General features: G+C 68.2%; 18 protein-coding genes. 7 read left to right on the top strand and 11 right to left on the bottom strand.

The window, feature by feature from the left end; translation table 11 throughout:
• The first annotated feature begins 58 nt into the window (after positions 1-58).
• The gene (locus ACOGI5_RS04060; protein WP_419863193.1) at positions 59-1,714 is read left to right on the top strand and encodes a hypothetical protein; all 1,656 of its coding nucleotides are present in this window, start codon (positions 59-61) and stop codon (positions 1,712-1,714) included.
• Here ACOGI5_RS04060 and ACOGI5_RS04055 read toward each other — a convergent pair.
• From ACOGI5_RS04055 to ACOGI5_RS04045, 3 genes are all read right to left on the bottom strand, one after another.
• Entirely contained in the window at positions 1,711-3,339 is a 1,629-nt protein-coding gene (locus ACOGI5_RS04055) for a hypothetical protein (protein ID WP_419863192.1), read from the bottom strand. The two genes, ACOGI5_RS04060 and ACOGI5_RS04055, sit on opposite strands and share 4 nt — an antisense overlap.
• A 275-nt stretch (positions 3,340-3,614) precedes the next feature.
• Positions 3,615-4,457 (bottom strand): hypothetical protein, encoded by an 843-nt coding sequence (locus tag ACOGI5_RS04050; protein ID WP_419863191.1) that lies wholly within the window; start codon positions 4,455-4,457, stop codon positions 3,615-3,617.
• Between the two features lie 81 nt (positions 4,458-4,538).
• Positions 4,539-4,748, bottom strand: coding sequence for a hypothetical protein (locus tag ACOGI5_RS04045; RefSeq protein ID WP_419863190.1), 210 nt, complete (start codon positions 4,746-4,748; stop codon positions 4,539-4,541).
• Between the two features lie 71 nt (positions 4,749-4,819).
• On the opposite strand from ACOGI5_RS04045, the gene ACOGI5_RS04040 reads away from it, so the two are divergent.
• A complete protein-coding gene (locus ACOGI5_RS04040) occupies positions 4,820-6,118 on the top strand; it encodes a PDZ domain-containing protein (protein WP_419863189.1) in 1,299 nt (432 codons plus the stop codon).
• 14 nt (positions 6,119-6,132) lie between these two features.
• Here ACOGI5_RS04040 and ACOGI5_RS04035 read toward each other — a convergent pair whose 3' ends face one another.
• The gene (locus ACOGI5_RS04035; protein ID WP_419863188.1) at positions 6,133-7,248 is read right to left on the bottom strand and encodes a hypothetical protein; all 1,116 of its coding nucleotides are present in this window, start codon (positions 7,246-7,248) and stop codon (positions 6,133-6,135) included.
• Positions 7,249-7,349: 101 nt separating this feature from the next.
• Positions 7,350-8,318, bottom strand: a complete 969-nt coding sequence (locus tag ACOGI5_RS04030) for a hypothetical protein (RefSeq protein WP_419863187.1) — start codon at positions 8,316-8,318, stop codon at positions 7,350-7,352.
• Between the two features lie 159 nt (positions 8,319-8,477).
• On the opposite strand from ACOGI5_RS04030, the gene ACOGI5_RS04025 reads away from it, so the two are divergent.
• The gene (locus tag ACOGI5_RS04025) at positions 8,478-13,172 is read left to right on the top strand and encodes a S8 family serine peptidase (protein ID WP_419863186.1); all 4,695 of its coding nucleotides are present in this window, start codon (positions 8,478-8,480) and stop codon (positions 13,170-13,172) included.
• A 5-nt stretch (positions 13,173-13,177) separates the two neighbouring features.
• Here ACOGI5_RS04025 and ACOGI5_RS04020 read toward each other — a convergent pair whose 3' ends face one another.
• Both ACOGI5_RS04020 and ACOGI5_RS04015 read right to left on the bottom strand, forming a co-directional pair.
• Positions 13,178-13,813, bottom strand: coding sequence for a TetR/AcrR family transcriptional regulator (locus ACOGI5_RS04020; RefSeq protein ID WP_419863185.1), 636 nt, complete (start codon positions 13,811-13,813; stop codon positions 13,178-13,180).
• Positions 13,814-13,940: 127 nt separating this feature from the next.
• Positions 13,941-14,603 carry a TetR/AcrR family transcriptional regulator gene (locus ACOGI5_RS04015; RefSeq protein ID WP_419863184.1) on the bottom strand — a complete coding sequence of 221 codons (663 nt, stop codon included), beginning with the start codon at positions 14,601-14,603 and terminating at the stop codon, positions 13,941-13,943.
• Between the two features lie 100 nt (positions 14,604-14,703).
• Between ACOGI5_RS04015 and ACOGI5_RS04010 the strand changes: the two genes are divergently transcribed.
• The gene (locus tag ACOGI5_RS04010; RefSeq protein WP_419863183.1) at positions 14,704-17,832 is read left to right on the top strand and encodes a pre-peptidase C-terminal domain-containing protein; all 3,129 of its coding nucleotides are present in this window, start codon (positions 14,704-14,706) and stop codon (positions 17,830-17,832) included.
• Positions 17,833-17,846: 14 nt separating this feature from the next.
• On the opposite strand, the gene ACOGI5_RS04005 is transcribed toward ACOGI5_RS04010, so the two are convergent.
• Together ACOGI5_RS04005 and ACOGI5_RS04000 are read right to left on the bottom strand one after the other, a co-directional pair.
• The gene (locus tag ACOGI5_RS04005; RefSeq protein ID WP_419863182.1) at positions 17,847-19,148 is read right to left on the bottom strand and encodes a HipA domain-containing protein; all 1,302 of its coding nucleotides are present in this window, start codon (positions 19,146-19,148) and stop codon (positions 17,847-17,849) included.
• Positions 19,145-19,417, bottom strand: a complete 273-nt coding sequence (locus tag ACOGI5_RS04000; protein ID WP_419863181.1) for a helix-turn-helix domain-containing protein — start codon at positions 19,415-19,417, stop codon at positions 19,145-19,147. Before ACOGI5_RS04000 ends, ACOGI5_RS04005 begins: the two co-directional genes overlap by 4 nt.
• Positions 19,418-19,710: 293 nt before the next feature.
• On the opposite strand from ACOGI5_RS04000, the gene ACOGI5_RS03995 reads away from it, so the two are divergent.
• Complete coding sequence (locus ACOGI5_RS03995; protein ID WP_419863180.1) at positions 19,711-21,621, top strand: fibronectin type III domain-containing protein; 1,911 nt, start codon at positions 19,711-19,713, stop codon at positions 21,619-21,621.
• A gap of 54 nt (positions 21,622-21,675) precedes the next feature.
• Here ACOGI5_RS03995 and ACOGI5_RS03990 read toward each other — a convergent pair whose 3' ends face one another.
• Positions 21,676-22,179 (bottom strand): hypothetical protein, encoded by a 504-nt coding sequence (locus ACOGI5_RS03990; RefSeq protein ID WP_419863179.1) that lies wholly within the window; start codon positions 22,177-22,179, stop codon positions 21,676-21,678.
• 182 nt (positions 22,180-22,361) lie between these two features.
• Between ACOGI5_RS03990 and ACOGI5_RS03985 the strand changes: the two genes are divergently transcribed.
• A complete protein-coding gene (locus tag ACOGI5_RS03985; RefSeq protein ID WP_419863178.1) occupies positions 22,362-23,525 on the top strand; it encodes a heparan-alpha-glucosaminide N-acetyltransferase domain-containing protein in 1,164 nt (387 codons plus the stop codon).
• A gap of 70 nt (positions 23,526-23,595) precedes the next feature.
• Here ACOGI5_RS03985 and ACOGI5_RS03980 read toward each other — a convergent pair whose 3' ends face one another.
• Positions 23,596-24,456 carry a hypothetical protein gene (locus ACOGI5_RS03980; RefSeq protein ID WP_419863177.1) on the bottom strand — a complete coding sequence of 287 codons (861 nt, stop codon included), beginning with the start codon at positions 24,454-24,456 and terminating at the stop codon, positions 23,596-23,598.
• Between the two features lie 180 nt (positions 24,457-24,636).
• Between ACOGI5_RS03980 and ACOGI5_RS03975 the strand changes: the two genes are divergently transcribed.
• Complete coding sequence (locus tag ACOGI5_RS03975; RefSeq protein ID WP_419863176.1) at positions 24,637-25,005, top strand: hypothetical protein; 369 nt, start codon at positions 24,637-24,639, stop codon at positions 25,003-25,005.
• Positions 25,006-25,128: the final 123 nt, after the last annotated feature.

Here is a 25,128-nt window from a genome sequence, read left to right as displayed (position 1 = left end):
CTCGCGGGGGTGTGACACGGCGGCGCCCGCACGAGGCTGAGTCGATGGGCTACGGCACATGCTGAGTGCTGCGCCGGTGCGCGTGGCGGCGTTGCTGGCGGCGGTGTTGCTCGCAGCCGTGCTGCTTGCGGCGGGCTGCTCGGAACCGCCCCCTGAGGACAGCCCAGCAGTGCCGCCGCAGCTTGCGCCTGCCCCGGGCTACGACGCCGGCGTGTTCACGCTGGGCGTGCTGATGGACCTGGGTCAAGCCGAGGCGGACCGTGCGGCGCTCGCCGGTGTGCAGGCCTACTGGGCCGGGGTCAATGCCCGCGGCGGCGTAGCCGGGTTGTACCGGGTCGAGTTGTCGGTGAAGCACCGCGATGCCGCCGCGCTGGGTTACGGCGGCGCGCCGGCCACGACTGACGGTGATGCCAATGCGCTCGGGTATGGCGACGCGTCGGCCACGGCCGACGGTGATGCCGCCGCGCTGGGTTACGGCGGCGCGCCGGCCACGACTGACGGTGATGCCAATGCGCTCGGGTATGGCGACGCGTCGGCCACGGCCGACGGTGATGCCGCCGCCCTGGGTTACGGCGGCGCATCGGCTACGGCCGACGGTGATGCCGCTGTGCTGGGTTACGGCGGCGCGTCGGCTGCGACCGATGGTGGTGCCGGTGCGTCGGGGGACAGCGGAGCGCCAGCAACGTCGAACGCAGATGCGACGGCGCTCAGGGAGTGGGACATCGCCGCGCTGGCCTACGTAAGCAGCGCCATCGACGTGATCGGCGCGGCCGACCCGGCTCACCTGGCCAAGGCAACCACCGACCTGCCGTTGCCCGTGGTGCCGGCGGTAGCCACGCTGGCCGGCGAGGACTTGGACTGGGTGCTCACATCGGCAGCGCCAGTTGAGCTGACCACCGTGGCCCTGCTGGACCGCTTCCGAGCGAGCGGACCAGGCGCAGCCTGGTGCGTCATCGTGGACCGCTCGCCCCTGGGCCGCCAGGTCGCCGCAGCGGCCTACGCCGCAGGCGCCGCCCGTGAGACGGTGCCCGCAATGCTCGACCTGGACGTAGGCGAGATCGAGGTGCTCGACCTGGACGCGTCCGTGTTCGAGGTCGCCGATGCGGTCAGCGACCGCCAGTGCCGGTACGTACTTGTCGAGACGGCCGAGGCCAACGCGATCGACGTACTCGAACGACTGCCACCGAGCCTGACCGTCGCACGGCGCTCCACCCTGGCCGCCGGCCATGAACTGCCTCGACACGTCGAGCTGCTCATCGACCCCGCCCCGCCCTGGCAGACCGGCCGCTCCGCAGTGACGGATGCGTTCGCAGCCGACTGGGCCAGGTTGCACAACGAATGGCCGGCAGCAGACGCCCGAGTCCGGGCCGGATGGCTCTCACAGCTGCGCCTGCACCTGTTGCTGGAGCAGGCGGTCGCTGCCGGCGATGTGAGTCGGGAACGGCTCGTTGCCTTGGCAGGACATGTCGAGCCGGTCGACCCCGACCGCAACACCCTGCCCGGCGTGCCTCGCATCGGCATGGACATCGCCGAGCCGATCGGCGGCGGACCGCTGCGCACGCTCCGTCTCTACGGACGCAGCGAAGTCGCCGCCGACGACCTCGGGCTGCGCCAAGTACTCGCCCTCGACGTGACTCACCTGGCCGAAGAACTGCGAAACCGCCTCGGCCCGGCCTCGGACCTGGACCCGGACCCGGACCCGGGCTCGGACTAGGGCGCCCGGGCTTGACGATCCCGGTTGGGGTCATCGATGTGATCCGCGGCCTCGGCGTGTCCCGCGGCATGTTCCAGGGCGGCCTTTTGAATCGGAACCCAGCCGTCAGGGCCCGCAACCAGTTCGTAACCGTGCTCGTGCAGGTGCTGGTGATGGGTATGGCACAGCAGTGCCAGGTTGTCGAGGTTGGTGGGGCCACCGTTAGCCCAGTGAATGACGTGGTGCGCGTCGCAGCGCGACGGCGGCGCATGGCAACCAGGCCACTGGCAGTGCTTGTCGCGAGCGATCAGCAGCCGCCTGAGCCGTACTGGCACAGTGCGTCGTGCCCAGCCGATGTCGGCGCCTCCGCCTCGTCCGCCCAAGATGATGGGGATGATCTCGGCGTCGCATGCGAGGCGCCGCACAGCCTCTGGCGCCAGCTCGGTGCCGGCATCGGTGATGCCGGCCTCATCGGTGTGGCTGCGCAACGCGTCAAGGCCGATCAGCACGCTGATCTGTGCGGGCGGCAGCCGCCGCATCGAACCTGCCGGCTCGTGCTTGCCGTCAGGCCTCGAAGCGCCGAGCGCTGCTGTGCGCTTCGACTGTGACCGGCCTCTGCCCGTGTGCTTAGTGCCTGATTGGCCGGGCGCGGCGTGCCCGTCGTGACATTCGCGTGCATGCAGACGGTCGACCGCGCCGGCGTCCTGCTCGGTGAGGGTGATCCCGGCGAGCGCGTACGCGAGCGTGTCGGCGTCGCGTTGTGCCGGCGTGCGCCGGTCGGTGCGCTGGTGCTTGTCTTGCTGCCACAGGGCCCGGCGCAGCGGTTCGAGCGCCGCTTCGATGCCGGCACCCGTCTCGGGATCGAACCGTGCCCACAGCTTGAGCATTCCTTCGTGATCGCGGCCCCATCCAGCGCCCCGAGCCGCCCGCTGGCGCAGGAACCGCTCGGTCGACGTCTCGTCGCCGTGCGTGGCTTCGGCTTCACGAATGTGTCGACGGGTCGTGTCGGTGTCGTGTGAGGCGGCAGCGGCCACCAGCTCCGCGCGCACCTCTTCGGGTACGCGAGCGTCGCACAGTGCTGCAGCCTGGTCGGTGTTGATGTCGCCCGCCGCGAGCGCGTCCAGCACGGCTATGTGCTCGCGGGCCTTGTCCGCGACGCGGTGCAGCCGGCGTGCTTCCCGTTCGGACACGCCGGTGGCATCTCGCAACGTCAGATGCGGCGTCGGATCCGGATCCACGCCCGAGCGGCTCAGCTCGTCGAGCGCGCCGAGCACCTCGGCCCGGTAGCCCGCCAACCGGTTGGCGAGGCGCTCGATAGCACCCAGCACATCGACCAGCTCGTTGCGGCACAACAACGCAAGCTCGCCCCGGTCAAGTCGCCGCAACACGAGCATTCCTTGCTGATCCGTTGCGAGATCGTCGGGCTGGTGGGCTGTCGGGGCTGCCTCGACGTTGTGAGTGCTGTCGCCGGCGCTGTCACCAGTGCCCGAACGGCGGGCCGCTGCACCGTCAGCCGCGGCGACCCGGTTCGTGGTGGGTGGGCTGCCGGCGCCGCCGGGATTGCGTGCGCTGCCCGAGCGAGCCGTTGCCGGCCCGCCGTCCGAACCGTCCGCTCTGTCTGCGCTGCCAGAACCGCTCCTCAACATGGGAACAACCGTAGAAGTGGGGTGCGACACGAATAACCAAAAGCAACCCGATCAATAGAAAATGAAGGGAATGATCTGAACAGGAGCCGCAGGTCGAGTTAGCCGCGCGACGCAACGAAGCGGCTGCGTGCGGGTGGTCGTGGAGGCGGGATGTGGGGCCCGTCGGCGAAGTTCGTGGGGGGGGGGGGGGTTCGTGCGGATGGGGGGCTGCGGGTGGTCGTGGGGAGCGATGTGGGGCCCGCCGGCGATAGTCGTGCCGGAGCCGGGCGACGCCCTCAGCGCACGGGCACGCCGAGCAGTTCGCCGGCGACGGCCCGCACCTGGCGGTCACGATCCTCGAGCGCTGCCCGCACAGCGGCGGCGGCCCGGTCGTCGTCGAACTGAAACAGGCCGAGCAGCGCCCGGCGACGGATCTGCGGTCGGTCGTCCATCGCGGCCAGCAACACTTCGAGCGCCATCCCCCGGGCAGCCTCATGTGGGGTGCCCGCAGCCGTGGTGTGGCCCGAATCGGGTTCGGTTGCTGGGTCGGCGGCGGCTTCATGTGGGGTGCCCGCAGCGGTGGCGTGGCCCGGACCGGGTCTGGCTGCTGGGTCGGCGGCAGCCTCGTGCGGCGCATCCGCCTCGGCGTCCAAGCCGGCGGCGATCGCGCCGAGCGCCGCCACAGCGCTCTCCCGGCACAGCGGATCGTCATGACTACGGGCCACCCGGCACAGCTCCCCGACCGGCCCGGCATCCCAGTCACGCTCGCCGAGCGCCGCCGCCGCGACCTCCACCACCGACGCATCCGGATCGCTCAGCAGCTCGACCAGTTCGACGAGCTCGACATCGTGCGGCACCAGCTCCGCCGCCCGGCATCGAACCTCAGCTGCCTCGTCCCCCAAGGCCCGCCTGACCTGATCCGCCTGCAGCGCCCCGCACCGAGCCAACGCTCCGAGCGCCGCGGCCCGCACGCTCGCATCGTCGTCATCCAGCAGCCCCTCCGCCACCGCTGCCTCACCCTGATGACCCGCTACGACCGCTGCCAGCCGTCGGGCGTACGCGTCGCCCGCCGCATCACCCGCGGCATTGCCCTCTGCACCGCCCGCGGCATTGCCCTCCGACGTGCTGCGCTTGGTCATTTGATCAGCGCCTTACGGAGCAGTCGCACACGGCCGGTCATCAGAACGTTGCCTCGCCCCGAGTTCACGGCCGGCGGTCGCTCACCCGATGAGCGCTTCGAGCACCAACGCCCCGACCACTGCGCCTAGCACCACCAGCGCCACCAAAGCAATGGCGCAGATGGCCGTGAACGCTCCCAAGCCGATCACCGCAACCAGCTTGCGCCAGATCGCCGTGGGCTTGTAGGGCCACCGACCCGACTCGGTGCGCTGCGCTTCGATGCGCTGTGGCTCGGTGCGCCCTGGCTCCATGCGCCCAATATGCCCCATCTGCGACCCCAGCGCGCGTGCCCTCGACAGAGTGCATGGCACGCTGTGCGCCTGTGACCGACGCGACCGGCCCTACGCCGGAAGACGATGCTGGCGCACGTCCGGCAGACGAGCCTGACGCACGTCCGGACATCCGCCCGGAAGACGAGCCTGACGACTCTCCGGTCGACCCGTTCGACAACGACGACGCGGACCTCGGCTGGCGCGCCCTCGCAGGATCGCTCGACGACCTCGGATTCGCCCCGCCGCCCGCCGCCCAGACCGACACTCCCGACCCTGCAGATGAGGCCACCGCCGAACACCCGGCCGAACACCCCACCCACACCGCATCAGGCCACCCACGCCCCCGCCAATACACCCGAGGCTCCACCGCCCTCCTGCTCAGCCTGCTCGCCCTCACCCTGCTCATCGGCTTCGGCTTCACCACCACCCTCGTCGACAAGGCAGTCATCGCCCCCGGCGCCACAGCCGACATCGAGGAATTCGTCGACGTGCGCGACCACCCCGCCTACGCCTCCGACGCCTCCATCTCCCTCGTCAGCGTCCGCACCAGCTTCGCCCCGTCGCTGTTCGAAGTGATCGGCGGCTGGCTCGACGGCGCCCTCGAAGTCGTCGACATCGAGGACATCCTCGGCGAGCGCACCGTCGCCGAGAACCGCGACGCCGGCCGCCTCCAGATGGACCAGTCCACCCAGGTGGCCGTGGCCGTCGCACTCGAGCACCTGGGCCACGAGATAATGACCCCCATCGGCGCCCGCATCGAGCGGGTCATGCCCGACGCCCCGGCCCACGACGCCCTCCACGAAGGCGACATCGTGCAAGCGGTCGGCGACACGGCCATCACCACGGCACTGCAGCTCTCCGACACCATCAAGGCCCACGAGCCGGGCGCCGCCACCACGCTCACCGCCCTCGCCCCCGACGGCACCACCCGCACCGTCACCGTCACCCTGGCCGACCGCGACGGCGTCGCCCTGCTCGGCGTCATCGTCACCACGCACGTCGAATTTGCCGAGCCGCCCATCGACGTGCAGCTCCACATCGAGAACATCGGCGGCCCCTCCGCCGGCCTCGCCTTCACGCTGTCGGTCATCGACGCCCTCACGCCCGAACCGCTCACCGGCGATCTCGACGTCGCCGCCACCGGCACCATCCATCACGACGGCACCGTCGGCCCGATCGGCGGCGTGCCCCAGAAGTCGCACGCCGTGATCCGGGCCGGCACCGATCTCTTCCTCGTGCCCGCTTCCCAGGTGGAAGAAGCGATCGCCGTCGCCGAACCGTCAGTCAGCGTGGTCGGCGTCGAAACCCTCGACGACGCCCTCGCCGCCATCGAAGCCCACCGCTCCTGACCGGCAGTCAGACGCTAGGGAGCAGGGGTGTTTCTCCAGCCGCCGCCGAAGGTCAGGTCATCATGCCTGGCGACCCAAACGCGCAACTCCAACTCCGACTCGCTGTGGCTGCTGGGCTGGGCAATCCAATTGCCGCTCTCAGTGGCCTGGCTGACGATGTCGACGCCGAGCACATCGTTGATGTTCTCCCCGACAAACGCCCTGTTCAGCATGGCGCTGACGATCTCGCCGTCGGGGCCAGCCACGAATCCGATCCATTGCCCGCCGAGCACTCCGGTGGCTTCGTAGTAGGCCAGCGCCGCACCAAGTCCCGCGAAGTTGCTGGTGGGATCGCTGAGACGCGCAAACAACCCGTCCAATCCTTCGCTGCGAAAAATCTCCACCGCAGTCGTCACCTGCGACTGGATGAACTCGTCGATGTCCGTGTACCAGCCGGAGCCGAACAGCAGGCCGTCGTGGCGCACTACCCACGACCGCTTGAGCTCGAATCCGGAGGGATCGAAGCCGGCCTCGAGGCGCTCGGGGTTGCGGAACACGTAGGTCACCCACAGCCCCTCGTCGGTGGCCGACAGCATGTCCGCTCCGAAGTCGTATCCGTTGGCGTCGGTGCCCACCCAGCCCTTGAGGTCGTAGCCGCGCCGGCTGGGGTCGTAGTGGCCGATGATCTCGTCGTCTTCGCCGATGATGAACGCGTACCACTGGCCGTCCACGTTGGCGGGGTCGTTGTAGTAGTCGAGCGTGGCCGCCAAGCCCTCGGCCTCGTAGCGACTGATGGCCAGGTCCACGAAGTGCTTCGTGTAGTTGTCCGGCTCAGACCTCGGCGGGGCCTCAGCCTCGGCTTCGATCTCCGCTTCGGCTTCGGGGGCAACCGACGGCTCGGCGACACTCGCGATCGCCTCGTGGATGATCTGCTCGATCTCAGCGCGTGACAGCCCGCTGCCTGCGGCCTGGACGATCTCGGTGACGTCGGCTTGCGACAATCCGCTGCCTGCCGCCTCGGCGATCTGCTCGATCTCAACTTGCGACAGCCCGCCGCCGCCGGACTCCTCGACGATCTCCTCAACCTCGGCTCGCGACAACCCGCCGGTGCAACCGGCCAGCACCAACGCCGCTGCAACAGCAGCCGCCACCCAAGCAGTCCGTAGGCGTGCAATGTGAGTCATCTGGTCGCGTCCTTTCCCGCGCAAGCCCCAACAGGAGCGAATGGGACGGTCTGTTCGATCTCGGCGCGTTACACGCCGCCGGCCCGCCAGCCGCACATGTGGTAGGCGTAGAACTTGTCGTCCCACGTGTCGGCGATCCACACCGTCTCGCCGTCAGACCACAGACCTTGTGGGGCGGAGTGGCTGCTCTGCAGGTAGAACTCATTGCTCGAGTCCCGCGCTCCGCTGGACAGCGTGAAGGCGTACACCCGTCCGATGCCGTTGTCATTGGCGTCGGTGCTGACGTTGGTCGACGTCGTCCAGATCGTGGTGTCGTCAGACCACAGGCCGCCCGCAATGGTGCCGTCGGAGAACAGGTTGTTGATGTCTTTGCTGGACTGACGGGCGCCCGGGACTGAGCCAAGCTGATTCTGGTTGCCGGCGCTGTACGCGTAGATCTTGCTCTTGGCCTGGAAGATGATCTCCTGATCGTCATTGCGGACGGTCGTATTGGGCTGCAGCACCCAGAAGGTGTCGCCGTCCGACCACAAGCCGCGCGGATCGTTGTTGTACTCGTAGAGATCGAAGTCCCGGTACGCGGCGCGGCTGCCGTCGCTCAGTTGATACGCCTTGACATTGGCTGTGTTGTGGTCCCAATCCGTGTTGAACTCATTGGACACGTACATCCAGAAGCCGTCCGACCAGATGCCGCGAGCGCTGTGTGAATCGGCGGAGATGTCGATGTCTTTGCCGGTCAGGCGATCGCCGAACGTGTCCCCAGCCGTGATGTCGTAGGCGAAGATCTTGTCCTCGAGGGGGTCCACCACCCACAGCGTGTCGCCGTCACCCCAAGCGCCCCGGGGCCATTCCACATCGGGCCCGAAGTCGATGTCCTTGCTGTGGTCACGGCTGTACAGCTCGTTCTGGCACGAGGTCTGCGTGGAGCTCTGAGCCAAGGCCGCGGACGGAACTGCCGCTAACAGCAGCGCCAGCACCGCCGCGGACACCAGCAGCCGGCGCCGCTGTGTCGGTCGAGATCTGCCTTCGTTGGTCGACATGCCTCTCCTCGGATCGTGTTCGCCGGTCGATGCCTTCGCCGCCCACGGGCTGCGAGTGATGTACATGGTAACAACTATTATCGTCCGGAAAGGCACGCTGACCAGCACTGATCCGCCGGAGTCGTACGTGTCGGTTCCGATCTCCGGAGGAAGGCGGCTATGCGATCAAGTGCGTCGACGCCGCCGAATCCGCCATCGAGCACTCGCTGGCTGTGGGCATTAGCGGCAGTTGCGGCAGTGCTGGGCGTGCTGGCCGCGACCCGGTCCGCGACCGCGCAGGCACCGGATCCGGCCACGCTGAGGACGGCGGATGTGGGCGACTCCGTCTCGTCCGCCGTCGAGTTGCCTCTCGACGCATCCGTCGCCGGCGTGATCGATTCGGCAACCGACGTCGACGTCTTCGAACTGACGGTGCCCGAACGGCGAGAGGTGCTGATCTACACCACCGGCGATCTGGACACGGCCGGAGTGCTGCTCGACCACAGCGGCCTCGAAATCGACAGTTTCGATGAGGCGTATGTCCTGACCACGCTGAACAACTTCCTGCTGTGGAACACGCTGGACGCGGGCACTTACTACATCTCGGTGTCCGCCACCGACGGCGACACCGGGCCGTACACCTTGCACACCGAGAGCAATGTGAACACCACCGGCTTCGCCGACGCGGCCCCGATCGCCCTCAACAGCTCCGCCAACGCGATGATCGACAGCGGCACCGACGCGACCGACTACTACCGGCTGGACATTGGCACCGCGACCGACGTTCTGATCTACACCACCGCAGACATCCAGAACACTGTGGGAGCGCTGTACGACAGCGGCGAGCAGCTGCTTGCCGCAAGCGACGACGGCCAGCTGCAGCATCGGCGCTCGTTCGTGATCCGCCGCCGGCTGGACGCCGGCACCCATTACGTGACGGTCAGCTACTTCCTCGACCACCAGAGCGGTCCGTACACGCTGCATGTGCATGGGGTGACCGAGCCAGGCTCGTCGCTGTCGGACGCCGCGCCGCTGCCATTGGAAGGAGCGGCCGGAGGCAACATCGATTCGCCCACCGATGTCGACTACTTCCGCATCGACATCGACGAGTCCAAGCGCGTGGAGATCCGGGCTGCCAGCGCCACAGCAGGCATCAACGGCGTCCTGCTCGACAGCGACGGCAACGAGATCGCCGATGGCGTCCAGGCCTTCGCAGTGGGCCCTGATGCCATCAATACGTTTGAGGTGAACCCCACGCTGGTCGCCGGCACCTACTACCTGCGGGTCGACACCAGCGGCGCGAGCGGCCTCGACGGGCCGGCCTCGACGGGGGCGTACGCGGTGTCGGCAGCCGTGGATGTCGAGTTCCAGCGACTGATCGACCGGTGCAGCTCTGACAGCTCGACCGTGCAGGACCTGCTGTACGGCTGCCAGTGGCACCTGTCCAACACCGGTCAGACGGGCGGGACCGCCGGCGAGGACATCAACGTCGAGAAGGCCTGGGAGACCACGTTGGGCGAGGGTGTGGTCATCGCGGTGGTGGACGGCCTCGTGGACCCCAACCATGAGGATCTCGTTGAGAACTTGGATACGGCCAACAGCTACGACTACTTCGTGGCGCAAGGGCAGCGAGCCCGGCCGGACTGGCACGGCACGGCGGTGGCAGGTCTGGTGGCCGGCCGGGACAACGGCATCGGCATCAGGGGCGTAGCGCCCAGGGCGACCATCCGCAGCTTCAACGTGCTGCAGGCCCCGAGCGACATCAACGCGGCCGACGCCGCCTCACGCGATGCCGAGGACATCGCGGTGAGCACCAATAGCTGGGGGTGGCGCAACGGCGGAAGCCCGCTGCGGGCACCCCGCATCTGGGAGCTGGCGGTCGAGTACGGCCTGACGCACGGCGACTCGGGCCGCGGCACGTTCTATGCATGGTCGGCCGGCAACGACGGCGGGAGCGGCCCCGGCTTCGACGACGTGAACTTGCAGGAGTACACCAACTTCTACGGCGTCGCGACGGTCTGCGCGGTCGACCACAACGGCATCAGGAGCGGCTACTCCGAGAAGGGTGCCGCGCTGTGGGTCTGCGCGCCATCGAACGGCGGCTCTCAGCGCGGGGGCCTCACGACCGTGCTGAACAACGGCTACGACACGTTCGGGGGCACCAGCGCATCGGCGCCGATAGCGGCCGGCGTGGCGGCATGGGTTCGGGCTGCCAACCCCGACTTGGGCTGGCGCGATGTCAAGCTGATCCTGGCTGCGTCGGCCCGCAAGAACGATCCCGACCACGGCGGCTGGGAAACCGGCGCGGCCAAGTACGGGACTGCGGGGGAGAACTACGAGTTCAGCCACAGCTACGGCTTCGGCGTCGTCGACGCCGGCGCGGCGGTGGAGCTGGCCAAGGACTGGACGAATGTCGGGCCGCTGCGTTCGCACACGGTGACGGCGACTGGCGTCCCGGTGACGGTGGGGGCTCAAGCTTCGGACACGTTCGCGGAATCCACTGCAACGATGGGACATGAGTTCGCGTTCATCGAGTTCGTCGAGGTGAACATCGTGATGAGTGCGCCTCAAGTGAGGCACTTGGAAATGGAGCTTGTGTCACCGCAGGGAGCGGTCTCGGAACTTCTGGTGTCCTCCGCTGAATTCTCCAAGTCGCACTGGGCAGCACTGTGGCCATCCCAAGGTCCCTTCCGGCTCGGCTCGGCGCGGCATCTCGGCGAGGCCCCCGGCGGGGAGTGGACCCTGCGCTTCCGCGACCGGATCAACGGGGGACGCGCGTCGACGCTTCAATCGTGGACGCTCACCGTGTATGGCCACGGTGACATGCCCAGTCCGCCCGACATCACCTCGGTGGACGGCGTCACCGATCCGGTGACCGTGTCGTGGGACGCACCCGACCATGCCGGCGCGTCGCCGGTCACCGGCTATGACCTGCGCTGGATCCGCAGCGATGCCGCCGACAAGGCCGACGCCAACTGGACGGTCGAGACCGATGTGTGGTCATCGGGGACGCTCGAGCACACCGTCGTGGGATTGACCGCCGGGGTGGACTACGACTTTCAGGTACGGGCGGTGAACGCGGAAGGCGAAGGCGGCTGGTCGTCATCGGTCACCGGCAGCACCGACGGCGCCGTCAACGCGCCGCGGTTCGACCCGGCAGAGACCGGCACGCGCAGCGTCGCGGAGAACACCGCAGCCGGGGTGGCCATCGGTGACCCGATCGCTGCGACCCACGCCGACGGGGACACGCTGACCTATGCCGCGGTCGGTGCAGACGCCGCCAAGTTCACCCTTGACACTGCAACCGGACAGCTCAGCACCAAGACCAGTCTCGACCACGAGACCCACAGTGCCTACACATTCCACCTGACGGCCACCGCACCCGACGGCTACAGCGACACCATCGAGGTGACGGTGAACGTCACCGATGTCGACGAGCCGCCCGATGTCGGCCGGAAGCGGATCCTCGGCACACCCGGGCAGCCGCAGCGGCTCGACAGCGCATACGAGAACGACACCTTCGCGCCCTGGCTGTTCGTGCCCACCGATCCCGAGAACGGCACGCTGCAGTTGTCACTGTCGGGCGACGATGCGGCGCACTTCGTGCTCAACGACACCGACCTCGATCCCGACCTGCTCGCCCGCTACGGGCCCTACGTGCAATTGGAGTTCGCGTGGCCGCCCGACTTCGAGGACCGATTCGACGCCGACGACAACAATGTCTATGACGTGACCGTGGAGGTCACCGACGGAACGCATACGACATCAGAGTCGCTCCAGACCCGGGTGCTCAATGTGGACGAACCACCGACGCTGTGGGGTCCCGCCACGATGAGCTTCGCCGAGAACGGCACGGACGCTGTGGGCGAGCTCACTGCGGACGACCCCGAGGGCGCCCGCTTGGTGTGGTCGCTGCCGCAGCCTGCCGGCCCTGACGACGGACTCTTCGAGTTGACCGAATCGGGAACCTTGAGCTTCAAGCTGCCACCTGACTTCGAGGCCCCCGCCGATGCCGACGGCGACAACACCTACGAGGTACGGGTGCAGGTGTCCGACGGCAAGTTCCCAGTCCAACTCGACATCGACGTGATCGTGACCGACGTGGACGAAACACCCGTCGACGACATCGTCGATGAGGTTGACGCAGACGCTTCGGTGGTGTGGTCGGCGACGCTCACGGTGGGGGTCAACAATTCGACGCAGCCGCCTGCATCGGGCTTCTCGAGCTGGGCGCGCTTCGGTGTCCTGCCAGACCGCAGGTTCCCGCTGGACGGCACCACGGTGCGGATGCTGATGATCGCGCAGTTCGCAGAAGGCCTCTTCGTGATCATGGACCGCCCGACCGAGACGGACTTCACGCTCACGCTCGGCGACGCCGAGTTCGTCGCCAGCGAGAGCCTGGTTCCCTATTCAGCCGGGCGGGGCCGCTACTGGTGGGCGACCGACGGCGACCTCTGGGCGGGCGGCGACGAGGTGGACGTCAGCATCGCTGTCGGCTCGGAAGCGCTGGGCGAACGGACAACGGCACCGCCGATCGCCTACTTCGACCGCGTTCCCCGCGTCCATAACGGCGCGAAGCCGTTCACCCTGAGGCTCGAATTCGATCGGGAACTGCCCATCACCGCGACGACGCTGATGGACCACGCACTCACCATGACCGGCGGCGCCGTGACCGGCGTGTCCAGGGTGTCAGCGGGCTCGACACAGATCTGGTCGATCACCGTGCAGCCCGACGGACCCGACGACATCACCATCGCGCTGCCCGCCGGCACAGCATGCGACCAACCCGGCGCGGTGTGCACAGCCGACGGCGTGAGCCTGCACAACAGCGCCCAGGCAACGGTGCTCGGCCCAGCCAGCAGCCTGCTGAGATAGACGAGCTAGGGCTGCGACGGGCCGATGGACTCGGCGAAGCGCGTCATCAGCTCCTGCCAGTCGTCGGCTGAGGGAAGCCCGATGTCACGAGGCTCAGCGGCGGCCGCCAGACGAGCGCCGAGGCCGAGCGCCTGGCAGGCGAACACGATGGCCGCCGTGCTCAGGGCCTCGTCGATCTCACCCGCCGCTTTGCCTTGCTCGACTACCTCGGCCAGCACTGCGGCCTCGACGTCGAGCGATTGCGCCACGTCTGCGCTCAATGACGAATCCCGCCTCGCCATCACGCACGCCTCGAGCATGAGATTGCGGGCCTCGGCCTCATCGGGTCCGAGCAGCCCGGCGCCGAGTGTCGCCAGCTTGTCGGTGGCCGACAGCTCGGCTTGGCCGGAAACCACTTCGGTTCTCGTCAGCCCTCGGTGCTCCACCGCAGCAAGGAACAGCTCGCGCTTCGTCAGCCATCGCGAGTAGATCGCGCCGGTCGTGAGACCGCTTCGTCGGGCGATGTCCGCGACCCGACCCGCCTCGTACCCCTTCTCGCCGAAGACCTGGGCGGCTGCGTCCAGGATGCGGTCGGTCGAGATGTCCGAAGCGCGCCGAGTACCGGTCGACGCCGGTGCATCCGATGTCGATGGAGCCTGCATGCTGCGCCAACATTAGCCACAGACCGGGCGCGTCATGAGTCAGAAAGCAACGGAATTTCACAGGCAGGCAGCCCTTGTTGCAGTAACCCCTACTATCTCTTGCCCCTTCTTGCCCTGCAACAGACCGTCACGTCCGCGGTGCGAGACCGCGGATCAGCCGCCCGACGAAGTAGCTCCAGTCGTCGGCATCGGGCTCGGATCCGTGGCTCGCCAGCGAGCGTGCCACCAGATGACTTCCCAGGCCGAGCGCCTGGCACAAGAACACGATGGCGGTCGTGCTCAGGTCTTCGTCGATCTCGCCGGCCTTCTTGGCTTCCTCCACGATCTCCGAGATCTCCCGCGCCTCGACATCGAGCGACTCCGAGAGCGCCGGGCGCCAGTCGGGGTCTCGCATCGCCAGCGCGCACGCCTCGATCCACATGTTGCGCGTGCTGTCCCGCCGTGTCGTGAGGAGGCTGTCGCCGAGCATGGCGAGCTTCGAGGTCGCCGGCACGGGAGCGCTCTTGATCAGCAACAGCATCCGCCGTTCGGTGATCTCCCTGAAGGCCGCATCGAACAGCTCCCGCTTGTCGGACCAGCGGGCATAGACGGCGTCGGCGTCGGTGCCGGCTTCCCGGGCGATCTCCGATACCGAGGCAGACAGGAAACCCTTGCCGCCGAATGCGCTGATCGCCGAGTCCATCAGGCGTTGCGCGACTGCCGCTTCGTCCTGAACGTCCTGAACGTCGTTGTGATCGCCTCGGCTGTCAGTGCTCGAATGCTCGGCGTCGCCGTGGTCGGAGAGGGGCACGAGCACATATCGTAGTTATAACGACTATCACACCGCATGAATTGGTCTCTTCGACCGCTCAGCATCCGGCTGATCAAATAACGAGTATTACTATCGACCAATGCACTCGAGGAAGCCGCTGCGTACGCGACGGATCGCACCAGCGGCGCGGGGCGTCATCGCGCTGGTGCTCGGCGCCGGCCTGCTGGTGCCGACGCCGACGGCTCTGGGGGCGTCCCCGGACCTGCAGCTTCGCGACATCCCCGACGCAACGGAGCTGGGCGACATCACCGACGAGGCCAAGACCGTCGTCAACAGCACCATCGACGACGCAGCCGGCGCCGTTGAGCGGTACCGGTTCGAGCTGTCCTCGCCGAAGTCGGTGGAGGTGGTGCTGCGGCGATTGACCGCCAACGCGGACGTGTACCTGGACGACGCCCTCGGCGAGGTACTGGGCTCGGGCGTCGAGCTCGGAAAATCCGACGAGCGGTTCAGCCTGACCCTGGCGGCGGGCACCTATCTGGTGCGGGTGGAGTCCGAGAGTGCCGTGCGGTACCGCCTGAAGCTCAAGCTGTCCGAGCCGGTAGGGGAGCCGGTCGGAGGGGCATCGACGGAATCGACCACCGACGGCCGCTCAGACCCGGGTACCGGCACAGGCACAGGCACCGGCACCGACGCGGGCACCGGCACCGGTACCGGAACCGACGCGGGCACCGGCACCGACCCCGGCACGGGCACGGGCACCGGCACCGACCTTGCCGAGGTGTGGTCTGCGTCGCTGGACGTGGAAGCGGCCGACGGCGCGGCGGGCTACTCGCTCTGGGCACGATTGGGCTCGCTGTCGCCGGATCGCTTCGACGTCGACGGCACGACCTACCAGGTCATGGTGCTCGCGGAGATCGCCGGCGGCCTGTACCTGGGCCTGCGTGCCTCGCTCGACACCGAGTTCGTGCTCGAGATCGACGGCCAGCAGTTCACCGCCTCCGAGAGCCAGGTGCCGAACGGGCTGGTGCTGCGCGGCACGTACTGGTGGCCCACCGACGGCGTGCTGTCATCCTCAGCAGGCAGCACTCTGGACGTGTCGCTCAGCGCGGCAACCGACGCGCTCCCCGAGCGCAGCGAGGCGCCGCCGGGCGCATGGTTCTCGAGGATCCCCAACGCTCACGACGGATCATCCCAGTTCACGCTGCGGCTCAACTTTGACGAAGCAGACCCTCAGGTCACCGACGGGTCGATGGCCGACGCGCTCACGGTCACCGGCGGTTCGCTTGTCACGGCTTCAGAAGTGTCGCCAGCCGGAAAGACCTGGGAGCTCACCGTGGCGCCCGACGGACCCGGCGACGTGACCGTGACGCTCCCCGCGGCAACCGACTGCGCAACAGACCTCGCGGTGTGCACCGCCGACGGCCGCATGCTGCGCAACACGCCCCAAGCCACCGTCCAAAGACCCATCGGCCAATCCGCCGGCACCGGATTCACGACGCTGTCCGGCCACGCGGCCTACACCTGCGCCCTGCGCGCCGACGGCACCATCGCCTGCTGGGGCCCCGCCTCCTCTGGCGAGGCGAACCCGCCCGAAGGCACATTCAAGGCGCTGGCCTCGGGCTCCATCCACGCATGTGCCATCCGCACCGACGGCACCATCGCCTGCTGGGGGGACAACTCCTTCTTCCAGGGCGACGCCCCGGCAGGCACCTACTCCCAGATAGCGGCGAACGGCCGGACCTCGTGCGCCATTGCCACCGACGCCACCCTCACCTGCTGGGGCTACGACGCCTTCGGCCAGGCCAACGCCCCGTCGGGCACCTTCACTGCCGTGACCCTCGGCTGGGAGCATGTCTGCGCCCTGCGGACCGATCGCACGATCGCTTGCTGGGGCTACAACGACGAAGGCGAGACCAATGCGCCTCGGGGCACCTTCACGGCCATCTCGGCCGGCGAAGTGCACACCTGCGCCATCCGCACCGACACCACCATGAAGTGCTGGGGCCACCATTGGGATGGGCGGTCCAGATCTCCGGCCGGAAACTACAAGTCGGTCGCGGCCGGCCACGCGCACACCTGCGCCATCACCACCGACGACACCATCACCTGCTGGGGCAAGAGCACCAGCGGGCGCACCAACGCCCCGGCGGGCACCTACAAGTCGGTCTCGGCCGGCAACGGGCAGACCTGCGCCGTCGCCACCGACGACACGCTGTCGTGCTGGGGAGAGAACAACTACGGCGAGAGCGACCCGCCCGACGGCACCTACACCGAAGTCGCCACCTACACCGAGCACTCCTGCGCCATCTCCACCGACGGTTCAGCGGTGTGCTGGGGATTCGACCGAGATGAGATTGCGAGCGCGCCGGCAGGCGCCCACACCGCCGTGGCCCTGGGCGACTATCACGCCTGCGCGCTGGGTGACGACGGCACGATTGCCTGCTGGGGAGACAACGAGCACTCCCAGACCGGCTCGCCCGCCGGCACCTTCGCCGCCATCGCCGTCGGCGCCTATCACGGCTGCGCCCTGGGGACCGACGGCACCATCACCTGCTGGGGAGACAACGCGCTCTCCCAGACCCGCTCGCCGTCGGGCACCTTCACCGCCATCGTGGCCGGCGACGATCACAGCTGCGCGCTCTCCGACGACGGCACGGTCGCCTGCTGGGGTTACAACTTCTACGGGCAGATCAACGCCCCGTCGGGCACCTACACGGCCATCGTGGCCGGCGACGATCACAGCTGCGCGCTCTCCGACGACGGCACGGTTGCCTGCTGGGGTGATGACCGCTCGGGGCAGAGCAGCGCCCCGTCGGGCACCTTCACAGCCATCGCCGCCGGCGCAGACCTCAGCTGCGCCTTCGCCGACGACGGCACCCTCACGTGCTGGGGCTACAACGGCGCCCGCCAGACCAGGGTGCCCGCCGGCACCTACACCGCGGTCGCGCTCGGCCCGAACCACAGCTGCGCCATCGCCACCGACGGCGCGGTCACCTGCTGGGGCCACAGCCGCTACGGGCGAACCGATGCGCCCGCCGGCACCTACACCTCGGTCGAGGTCGGCCCGCGCCACAGCTGCGCCATTGCCACGGACGGCTCGATCGCCTGCTGGGGCCACCAGTGGGGCACGCAGCCGGACACGTCGACCAGCACCTACAGCGCCCTGGCCCTCGGCGACGTCCACACCTGCGCCATCGCCGCCGACGGCGCCCTCACCTGCTGGCCGCGCTCCCCCGACGGCGTCGACTGGAACACCAGCACCTGACCGCCCGGCAGCATTCAGAGATCTGCCAGGACGGATTCGCTCCTGAGCACCACCGCGTCGAGCAATCGTGCCGGCATGCCGCTCGATCTGACGGCCTCCCCCAAGGCGTCGATCGCGGCTTCGAGATGCGCGGGGGCGTGCCGGGCGATGCGCTGCACCTCGGCGGCAGCCCAGTGGGGGTCCACGCCGAAATCACGTGCGAGCTGCTGCCAGTCGGCGATGCGGGCGCCGTCGCCTGCCTGGTAGCCGTCGCCCAGCGACATGGCGAGGTCGATCTCACTCGCTGCGACGTCGGTGTAGGGCAGCCACGATTCGGTGTCGTACATGGGTGCCAGCCGGCAGACGGCGCCGGGAAGGTGCAGCAGAGCGTGATTCTTGGCATGGGCGTCGTTCGCCACGATCAGCCAGCAGTACACGAGCCGCCTGAACCACGACCGAAGATCGGCACTGCAGTCGCTGCTGTGCATCGCCAGCAGTCGAGCGACATCGCCCGGTCCCGGGCCGCCGTCTCGCTCGAAGCGCTCTCCGAGCGGAAGCCCGAGCGCCTGGCAGAGGTCTTCTTGATGAATGCGCGCAATGGCGCCGCCGGGGGAGCGCAGGGAGCGGTCGAAGCGCTCCACCACCAGCGTCTCGATGCCCCCGATGAGAGCAACGTGGGTGCGCACCGCCTCGATTCCCAGCCGCCGCGCAGTCGAGAGCGCGAGGTGCTCGCCGACCGCCTGGCCGGGGTACCGGGGCAGCGAGGGCTTGAGGATGTGCGTGGTGGGCTCGTCGCCGATCGCTTTGCACCATGGCGCCCTGCCGTGCCGCACTGCAAGCTTCGGCATGGTGCCTGCGAGGCTGAAGCTGGCGAGCGGATCGTCGCGCCACCCGCCCAGCAATGCTCCTTCGCTCATCTCGGCCAGCACCGCGCCGAGATCAGTCTCCGAGACCGGCTCCAAGGCGGATCTGCGGCTCGGCTGCTCACCGAGCTGCCGGCGCGCGCCCGCGATCGTCCCTTCGAACTGGACCGCGCCCGCGCACTCGCCGCCGATGGGCGTGCTGAGCAGGCCGAACGGACTCGCTGAGACCGCCCCGACCCGTCGGCGCCATTCCTCACGTTCGACGGCGCGATCCGGCAGCAGCCCGTCCAGCCACGTCTCGACGAGCGGCCCGACGTGCGGCCGGGCGCGCAACGGCAGCGACAGCGACAGCGGCACCGCATCGGCCCAGGCCAGATAGCCGGCGTCGTAGGACAGGCTGAGTCCGCCGGTCCCCCGCTCGACAACGGCAGCCGTCTCGCCGCCGAGCCGCACGCGCAGCTCCGCAGTCGTCATTCCAACGGTGCCAACGCGTCGTCGAAGCCCAGCCGTGCCGGATCGGCCTCACGCATGACGAGATCACAGCCGAGCGCAGTGCAGATCTTCACGAGGCCGTCGAGCTGGATGGTCAGCTTCCCCGCCTCTGCGTCGCAGACCAGCTTGCGCGACACCCCAGCCGCGTCGGCGAGCGCCTGCTGTGTCAGCCCGAGCTGGTCGCGGCGGCCCGCGATGGCACTCGCCAACGAGCCGGGCGTTCGCACCACGAGCGTCGCCAGGGTGGCCATGCCCACAGGGTAGTGGATTGTCACCGAACGCATACATTCATCTATCTGGTAGTGAACGCATACAATGCAAGAGAAAATGTAATCGAGCGCACACAATATTCTCCGTCAAAAGCGCCCGTGACCTGCATAGTAGGGGCCGATGACGATGCCGCAGCACCGGCTCGGGGCACGTGTTTGCAGGGACAGCATCACTGTGTATAGTTGCACAAACTATGAACTGAGGTGATGGCAGCCGGCGTACGCCGGAGCCGAACCGTCGCCGGTTGTTGCACCTAGCGCAAGGAGCGACAGCCATGGCGCGCAACCGGTACTCGTCAATTCCCCATCGCCGGATGCGAGCAGCCGTTCTGGCAGCGCTGGTGGCGACCGGGGTGCTGATCGCCGCAGTGGCGCCTGCGAACCTGGCCTCAGCGGCGGCGCCTGCGGCTGTCACCGGCCTCAGCGTGGAGCCGGGCGCCGAGATCGGATCGCTGTACGTGAGCTGGGATGCGCACCCAGGCGGCCCGGCTGCCTACCGGGTGTCCTGGGCGCCTGATGGTGACGTGTTCAGGACGTACACCGACACCGAGTGGAACGCGTTCCCCGAAGAGAACGAGCTGACCATCTCCGGCCTCGAGCCCGGCGAGCTCTACATGGTGAGGGTGCGGGCCCGCTTCACCAACAACAACGGCGACTGGAGCTGGGTCGAGACCGGTGCTGCTGCAACCGAGACGACGCGCAAGAGCACGCCCCCCGAAAAGGAGACGTCAGAAGGCGCCGGGGAGGACTGGTCGGTGGAGCCGGAAAAGGAATCCCGCCCGGACGAGGCTGACGAGGAGTCGTCGCGCATCGGTCCCAGGGATCACGAGCCCGAGCGCGAATACCTGCTGGACGAATTCGACAGCATCGATTGCGGCAACTCCGCCTGCACGAGGCACCGGAGCTATCGCGTGTCGCTCACCGCGGGGCGCAGGTACGTGGCGGAGGCCTGGGGCAGCAGCAATGCGCGGGGCGGCAACGCGGAATTGCTGGTCATCACGGCGGTGGAATCCCCCAACAAAGCCAATCTCGGCTCCGACTACTCCGCCGTCGGGATCACGCTGAGAGAACCCAGGGTGGTCTTCACCGCGTCGGAGATTCCGGGCTGGCACCTGGTCAAGGTCCGCATCGACGCAGAGAAGCACCCACAAGGCGAACCGTGGACCTTCAGGGTGGTCGTGTACCCCTATGTCCCCTACGAAGACTGCGCGGCCAGCACCAAGACGACCTGCACAGCGGCTGTGGGCGGCGAGACGCCTGGGGAGCTCGAGATCGCGAGCCTCAGCAGGAGTGACGAGGACTGGTTCGAGGTGGGACTTGTCGGCGGCCAGCTCTACGAGATAGTCCAGCGTGGCGACTCGACCGCCCACAAGGCGTTGGGCAATCCGTGGCTGCAGGGTGTCTTCGACCACCGCGGCCGGCTGCTCGACAGCTACGGCGACGTGCACCCGTACCCGTACTTCGGCTCAACGCAAGGCACCGCCGACGGCGATTCAGGGCCGGGGAACACCGCGCTCACCTACTTCACCCCCCGCTCCAGCGGCACCTACTACATCGGCGCCGGGGCCGGCGGCGGCGCCAACAGCCGCCACGGCCACTACGTCATCGAAGTGCATACCCACGCCACCGACGTGCTCGCCAACGATGACTGCCTTCCCGGCATGACCGCAGGGGCCTTCAGCGTCTATGCCGACATCATCTTCCGGTACTTCTACGGTCAACGCCTCAGCCTGCCGAACACCCAAGCCCACTACGACGCCGCCAATGCTCGCCTTGCCGGCAACGACCTCGCTGCCCACGACCAGAACTGCGAGATCGCAGTCGGGCAGACCGTCACCGGTCGCATCGAGCACAACGGGCTCCTGTCCGGCCGCTTCAGCGGAACCGTCCGGGTTGACGGCGAGCGGGACTGGTTCAGGGCCCACCTGACTGCGGGTACTCGCTACCGGGTCGAGGTCGACACCACCAATCACGGCATGCATCACCCCGACCTCGGACCCATCTACGACGCCGACGGTGTCCAGGTCCGCGGCGGCAACGGCGGGAGCGGCGACGGCCCCTACAGCGAGCGCTACTACTTCACCCCGACCGTTGACGGCGACTACTACATCGAGGTGGCCGGACCGGCCTCGTCAGGCCCGTTCAACACCGGCCGCTACTGGCTCACCCTCACCGAGGCCCCCTGACCTCACGCCCTGCTCTGGGGCGCACGAAGCGCGCCGAGCAGTCTGTGCGCCCGGCTACTCGTGGGGGATGACGGTTGCGGCTTCGAGTCGGGCGAGACGGTCGGTGTGGTCGAGCAGTGTCTCGTTGACGCTGCGGAATCCGGCCTGCATCTCGGCGCGCAAAGCGCCGATCTCGGCTCTGAGCTGAGTGCCTTGGCTGTCGATCTCGGCTCTGAGCTGAGCACCTTGTTCATCGATACGCGCATCGATGCGTGCGCCTTGTTCATCGATACGCGCACCTAGGTGCTCGATGCTGCTGGCGAGCGAGCCGAATTGCCATACAAGCAACCCGATCATGCCTGCCAGCAATGCAGCGATCAGCCCGCCCAGCACACTGATCACGACGTTGGGCGACACCGCCTCGCGCGCGAGGCGTCGGGCGCCCAGCGGCTCACGCTGTTTCACATCGGCCAGCGGCACCGAACGCTGCGGCTCGGGAACTGCCGGCTCGGCTGTTGCGGCGGCGGCTGTCTCGCCCGGTGTGGTCATGGCGGCGGTCGTCTCGACGGGTGCGGACATCGGGCCTCGCTGGGTTTCCCACCATAACCCGCCGAGCCCAGAAACCTGAATCGAATTAATGGAACCCGCAGTCCGGCTGCATGCAGCCGAGCGCCCCGCCAACCCCAACCCCGCACGTCTCACTTGCGGCTTTACGCTTGCCGGCGTGAGCGGACCGACGAGACGCCGGCGAGTGGCTGACTTTGCCTCCACCGACTGACGTGCAAGCGCCCGCCGACCTCGCGCAGCCCTCTCGGCGCGCCCGGTTCGCCTCGGTCGACACGTTCCGGGGCCTGTTGCTCATCGGCATGGTCTTCACGCCCAGCACGGCCGTCGGCGACCACTTCGCCTTCCTGCGCCACGCCGAGTGGGACGGCATCACCATGAACGACTGGATCTTCCCGGCGTTCCTGGTCACCAGCGGCCTGAGCCTGTCGTTCCTGCTGCGGAACCCGTCCAAGAGCGCCACCTACCGCCGCCTGACCCGCCGCCTCATCCTGCTCGTCGTCCTGGGCATCGCCTACAACGCGTACGGCACGTCATGGTTCGACATCTCCGAGCTGCGCTTCACCGGCGTGCTCCAGATGATCGGCATCGCCGGAGCGGTGGGCGCGGCGGTGGTGCTGGCAAGCCGGGCCATGTTCGGCGAGGACAAGATGTGGCTGCTCATCACGGTGGCCAGCGTCGGGCTGCTCGCCTACGGCCTCGGCCTCGAGTTCATCGCCTGCGACCCGGTCGGCCGCTGCAGCCCGTACTTCGAGATCGACCGGGCCGTCCTCACCGACAGCCACGTGTACCGGGCCGGCGGGGCGGGCTGGGACCCCGAAGGACTGGTGCTGTCGATCGCATCGTCGGCCTTCGTGCTCTACGGCTACTCGGCCGGCATGGTCATCCGCCGGATCGGCCAGAGCGACCGCCGCCAGACCGTGCGCCAGATCGGCACCCTGGCGGGCGCCTGCCTGGCGGCCGGGCTCATCGCCTCGGCGTGGATGCTGCCCAACAAGCGCCTGCTCACTCCGTCGTTCGCTCTGCTGGTGTCGGGCTCGGCCCTGGTCGTCGTGTGCGGCATCTACCTGCTGATCGACACCGGCGGCGGGCCCACGCTCGACAGGGTCCGGCGCGGCGTCACCTGGCCGATCATCGCGTTCGGCCGCAACGCCATCATCGTGTACCTGTTCGAGCGGGTGCTGCTGCACGCCGGTCGGTCGATCCACATCGGCGACCGCTCGATCGAGACTCGCCTGATGGAAGACATCCTGCCGGTCGGCGCGCCGGCGGTGCATGAGGCCTATGCCGCCGTGATCGCCTGCGTGATCCTGCTGGTGGTGGGAACACTGCACCGCCGCCGGCTGTACCTGGCGCTTTAGCCCAGCAGCTCACCGCAGCAGCCAGGCGACATCCCGCAGAGGCGACGCCGGCCGCACTGGCGCAGTTCCGCTACTCGAAGCGCACCCAGAAGTGCTGGTGGCGGTGGAAGTCGGTGTCCTGCCCGTCGTAGTCGCCCCGGTAGTAGCCGGGATCGCCGTCGAGCAGCCAGCCGTAGTGGACGACATGCTCGCCCACACGCTGCGCGCCCGACGTTGCGAAGGCGTCGTCGAAGCGGTCGTGGGTGACTGTTTCGATCATGGAGACCTTCGGGTCGGATCCGCAGACGGGCGCGGCCTGGTAGCCGACCCCGAAGTCTGTGTGCCACAGCACCTCGTGCACTGCGCCGTGATCGGGGTGGGCGTAGTCGGAGCACCCGGCATGACCGTCGCCGTTCCAGTAGCTCGCGCCGATCAGCCCGCCGGCCCCCAGCTCGCTGTCGACGCCGAACGCTGCCCGGTTGGCGAGCACGGTCTCGATGGCCCACGTCACCTCACCTGCAGTCAGGTCGCCGTCGCCCAGGTTGAACCACACCACCGACGCCTCCGGTGACGTCCAGACCTCCGCGGTCAAATCGCCAACGCAGCCCCCGTCGTCGTAGCGGCAGATCTCCTGCCCGCGGGCCTCGAACGGCCCCTTCACTCCCTCGTAGCTGAACGACGCCGGCAGGCTGTCGTCGCTGGCGGCCATCCCTTCCATGAAGTCGAAGAACGAGTTCATCCGGGCGGCCTCGCACGTCGGCGTCCACTTCCCGTCAGGCCAGGGATCGGGCCGTGCCTCCCCGGTGCCCTCGTCATGCCCCGGCGAGTCGCAATAGAACGACTGCTCCCCCCTGGTCAGCATGACGAACACCTCGTAAGTGTCCGGCGTGTTCTCGATCAGCGACCAAGCCTGCACCTCGTCGTCAGGATGGGGAACCAGCACATAGGTCACCGCGCCAGGCCCGCTCGCCGAGCAACCAAACCCCGCAACCGCAATCGCAACAGCCACCAGGAACGCCGTGCGCCTTTGTGCCCATCGAAACTCATTGAAAGTATGTGAAATTGATTTCCACAATTCGGGCACGCCTCATACTGTCTCAGCCGGACCGAACCGTGACGACAGGAGTTCGCTGTGTCTGAACAAGATCGTTCTCGCCTCTACGCTTGGCTCCGTGAGCACGCCGACGAGCCGATCGCCGAGTACATGATGTCGTGCCTCCCTCCCGCACCGCTACCGGACCTGGTCACCAAGGATTTCCTGACCTCCGAGCTGTCGCGATTCGCCACCAAGGACGACCTCGCCAAGCTCGACGCCAAGGTTGTCCGACTCGACGCCAAGGTCGTCCAGGTCGATACCAAGGTCGACCTCCTGGCGACTCAGCACAAGTCAGATCGTGACGAAGATCGACGAACGAACCGGGTTCGCCACTACTGGCTTGCCGGCATCGGCGTGTCGACTGTGGTGTCGGTCTGGCTCAGCGCCGCCGGCGTGATCGCCTGACATTGCGCAGGGCTGCGCTGGCGGCGCCGATCGCCGCGATGATCGTCGCTGCCGTTCTGGTCGTTCCGCCGCCCGTCTCGGCCGCGCCCTCCACGACGCCCGGAGCATCGCCGCCGGCAGCGC

It is taken from the genome of Candidatus Poriferisodalis sp. (assembly GCF_965208925.1).
Taxonomy (GTDB): domain Bacteria; phylum Actinomycetota; class Acidimicrobiia; order Acidimicrobiales; family Poriferisodalaceae; genus Poriferisodalis.
The sequence above is the reverse complement of the archived record's forward strand: the minus strand, read 5'-3'. Positions and strand labels throughout refer to the sequence as shown.

What these genes read in the sequence shown, in the direction of transcription:
- ACOGI5_RS04060 (WP_419863193.1), top strand. Translation starts at nt 59, where the DNA reads ATGCTGAGTGCTGCGCCGGTGCGCGTGGCGGCGTTGCTGGCGGCGGTG.
- ACOGI5_RS04055 (WP_419863192.1), bottom strand. Translation starts at nt 3,339, where the DNA reads ATGTTGAGGAGCGGTTCTGGCAGCGCAGACAGAGCGGACGGTTCGGAC.
- ACOGI5_RS04050 (WP_419863191.1), bottom strand. Translation starts at nt 4,457, where the DNA reads ATGACCAAGCGCAGCACGTCGGAGGGCAATGCCGCGGGCGGTGCAGAG.
- ACOGI5_RS04045 (WP_419863190.1), bottom strand. Translation starts at nt 4,748, where the DNA reads ATGGAGCCAGGGCGCACCGAGCCACAGCGCATCGAAGCGCAGCGCACC.
- ACOGI5_RS04030 (WP_419863187.1), bottom strand. Translation starts at nt 8,318, where the DNA reads ATGTCGACCAACGAAGGCAGATCTCGACCGACACAGCGGCGCCGGCTG.
- ACOGI5_RS04025 (WP_419863186.1), top strand. Translation starts at nt 8,478, where the DNA reads ATGCGATCAAGTGCGTCGACGCCGCCGAATCCGCCATCGAGCACTCGC.
- ACOGI5_RS04020 (WP_419863185.1), bottom strand. Translation starts at nt 13,813, where the DNA reads ATGCAGGCTCCATCGACATCGGATGCACCGGCGTCGACCGGTACTCGG.
- ACOGI5_RS04010 (WP_419863183.1), top strand. Translation starts at nt 14,704, where the DNA reads ATGCACTCGAGGAAGCCGCTGCGTACGCGACGGATCGCACCAGCGGCG.
- ACOGI5_RS04005 (WP_419863182.1), bottom strand. Translation starts at nt 19,148, where the DNA reads ATGACGACTGCGGAGCTGCGCGTGCGGCTCGGCGGCGAGACGGCTGCC.
- ACOGI5_RS04000 (WP_419863181.1), bottom strand. Translation starts at nt 19,417, where the DNA reads ATGGCCACCCTGGCGACGCTCGTGGTGCGAACGCCCGGCTCGTTGGCG.
- ACOGI5_RS03995 (WP_419863180.1), top strand. Translation starts at nt 19,711, where the DNA reads ATGGCGCGCAACCGGTACTCGTCAATTCCCCATCGCCGGATGCGAGCA.
- ACOGI5_RS03990 (WP_419863179.1), bottom strand. Translation starts at nt 22,179, where the DNA reads ATGTCCGCACCCGTCGAGACGACCGCCGCCATGACCACACCGGGCGAG.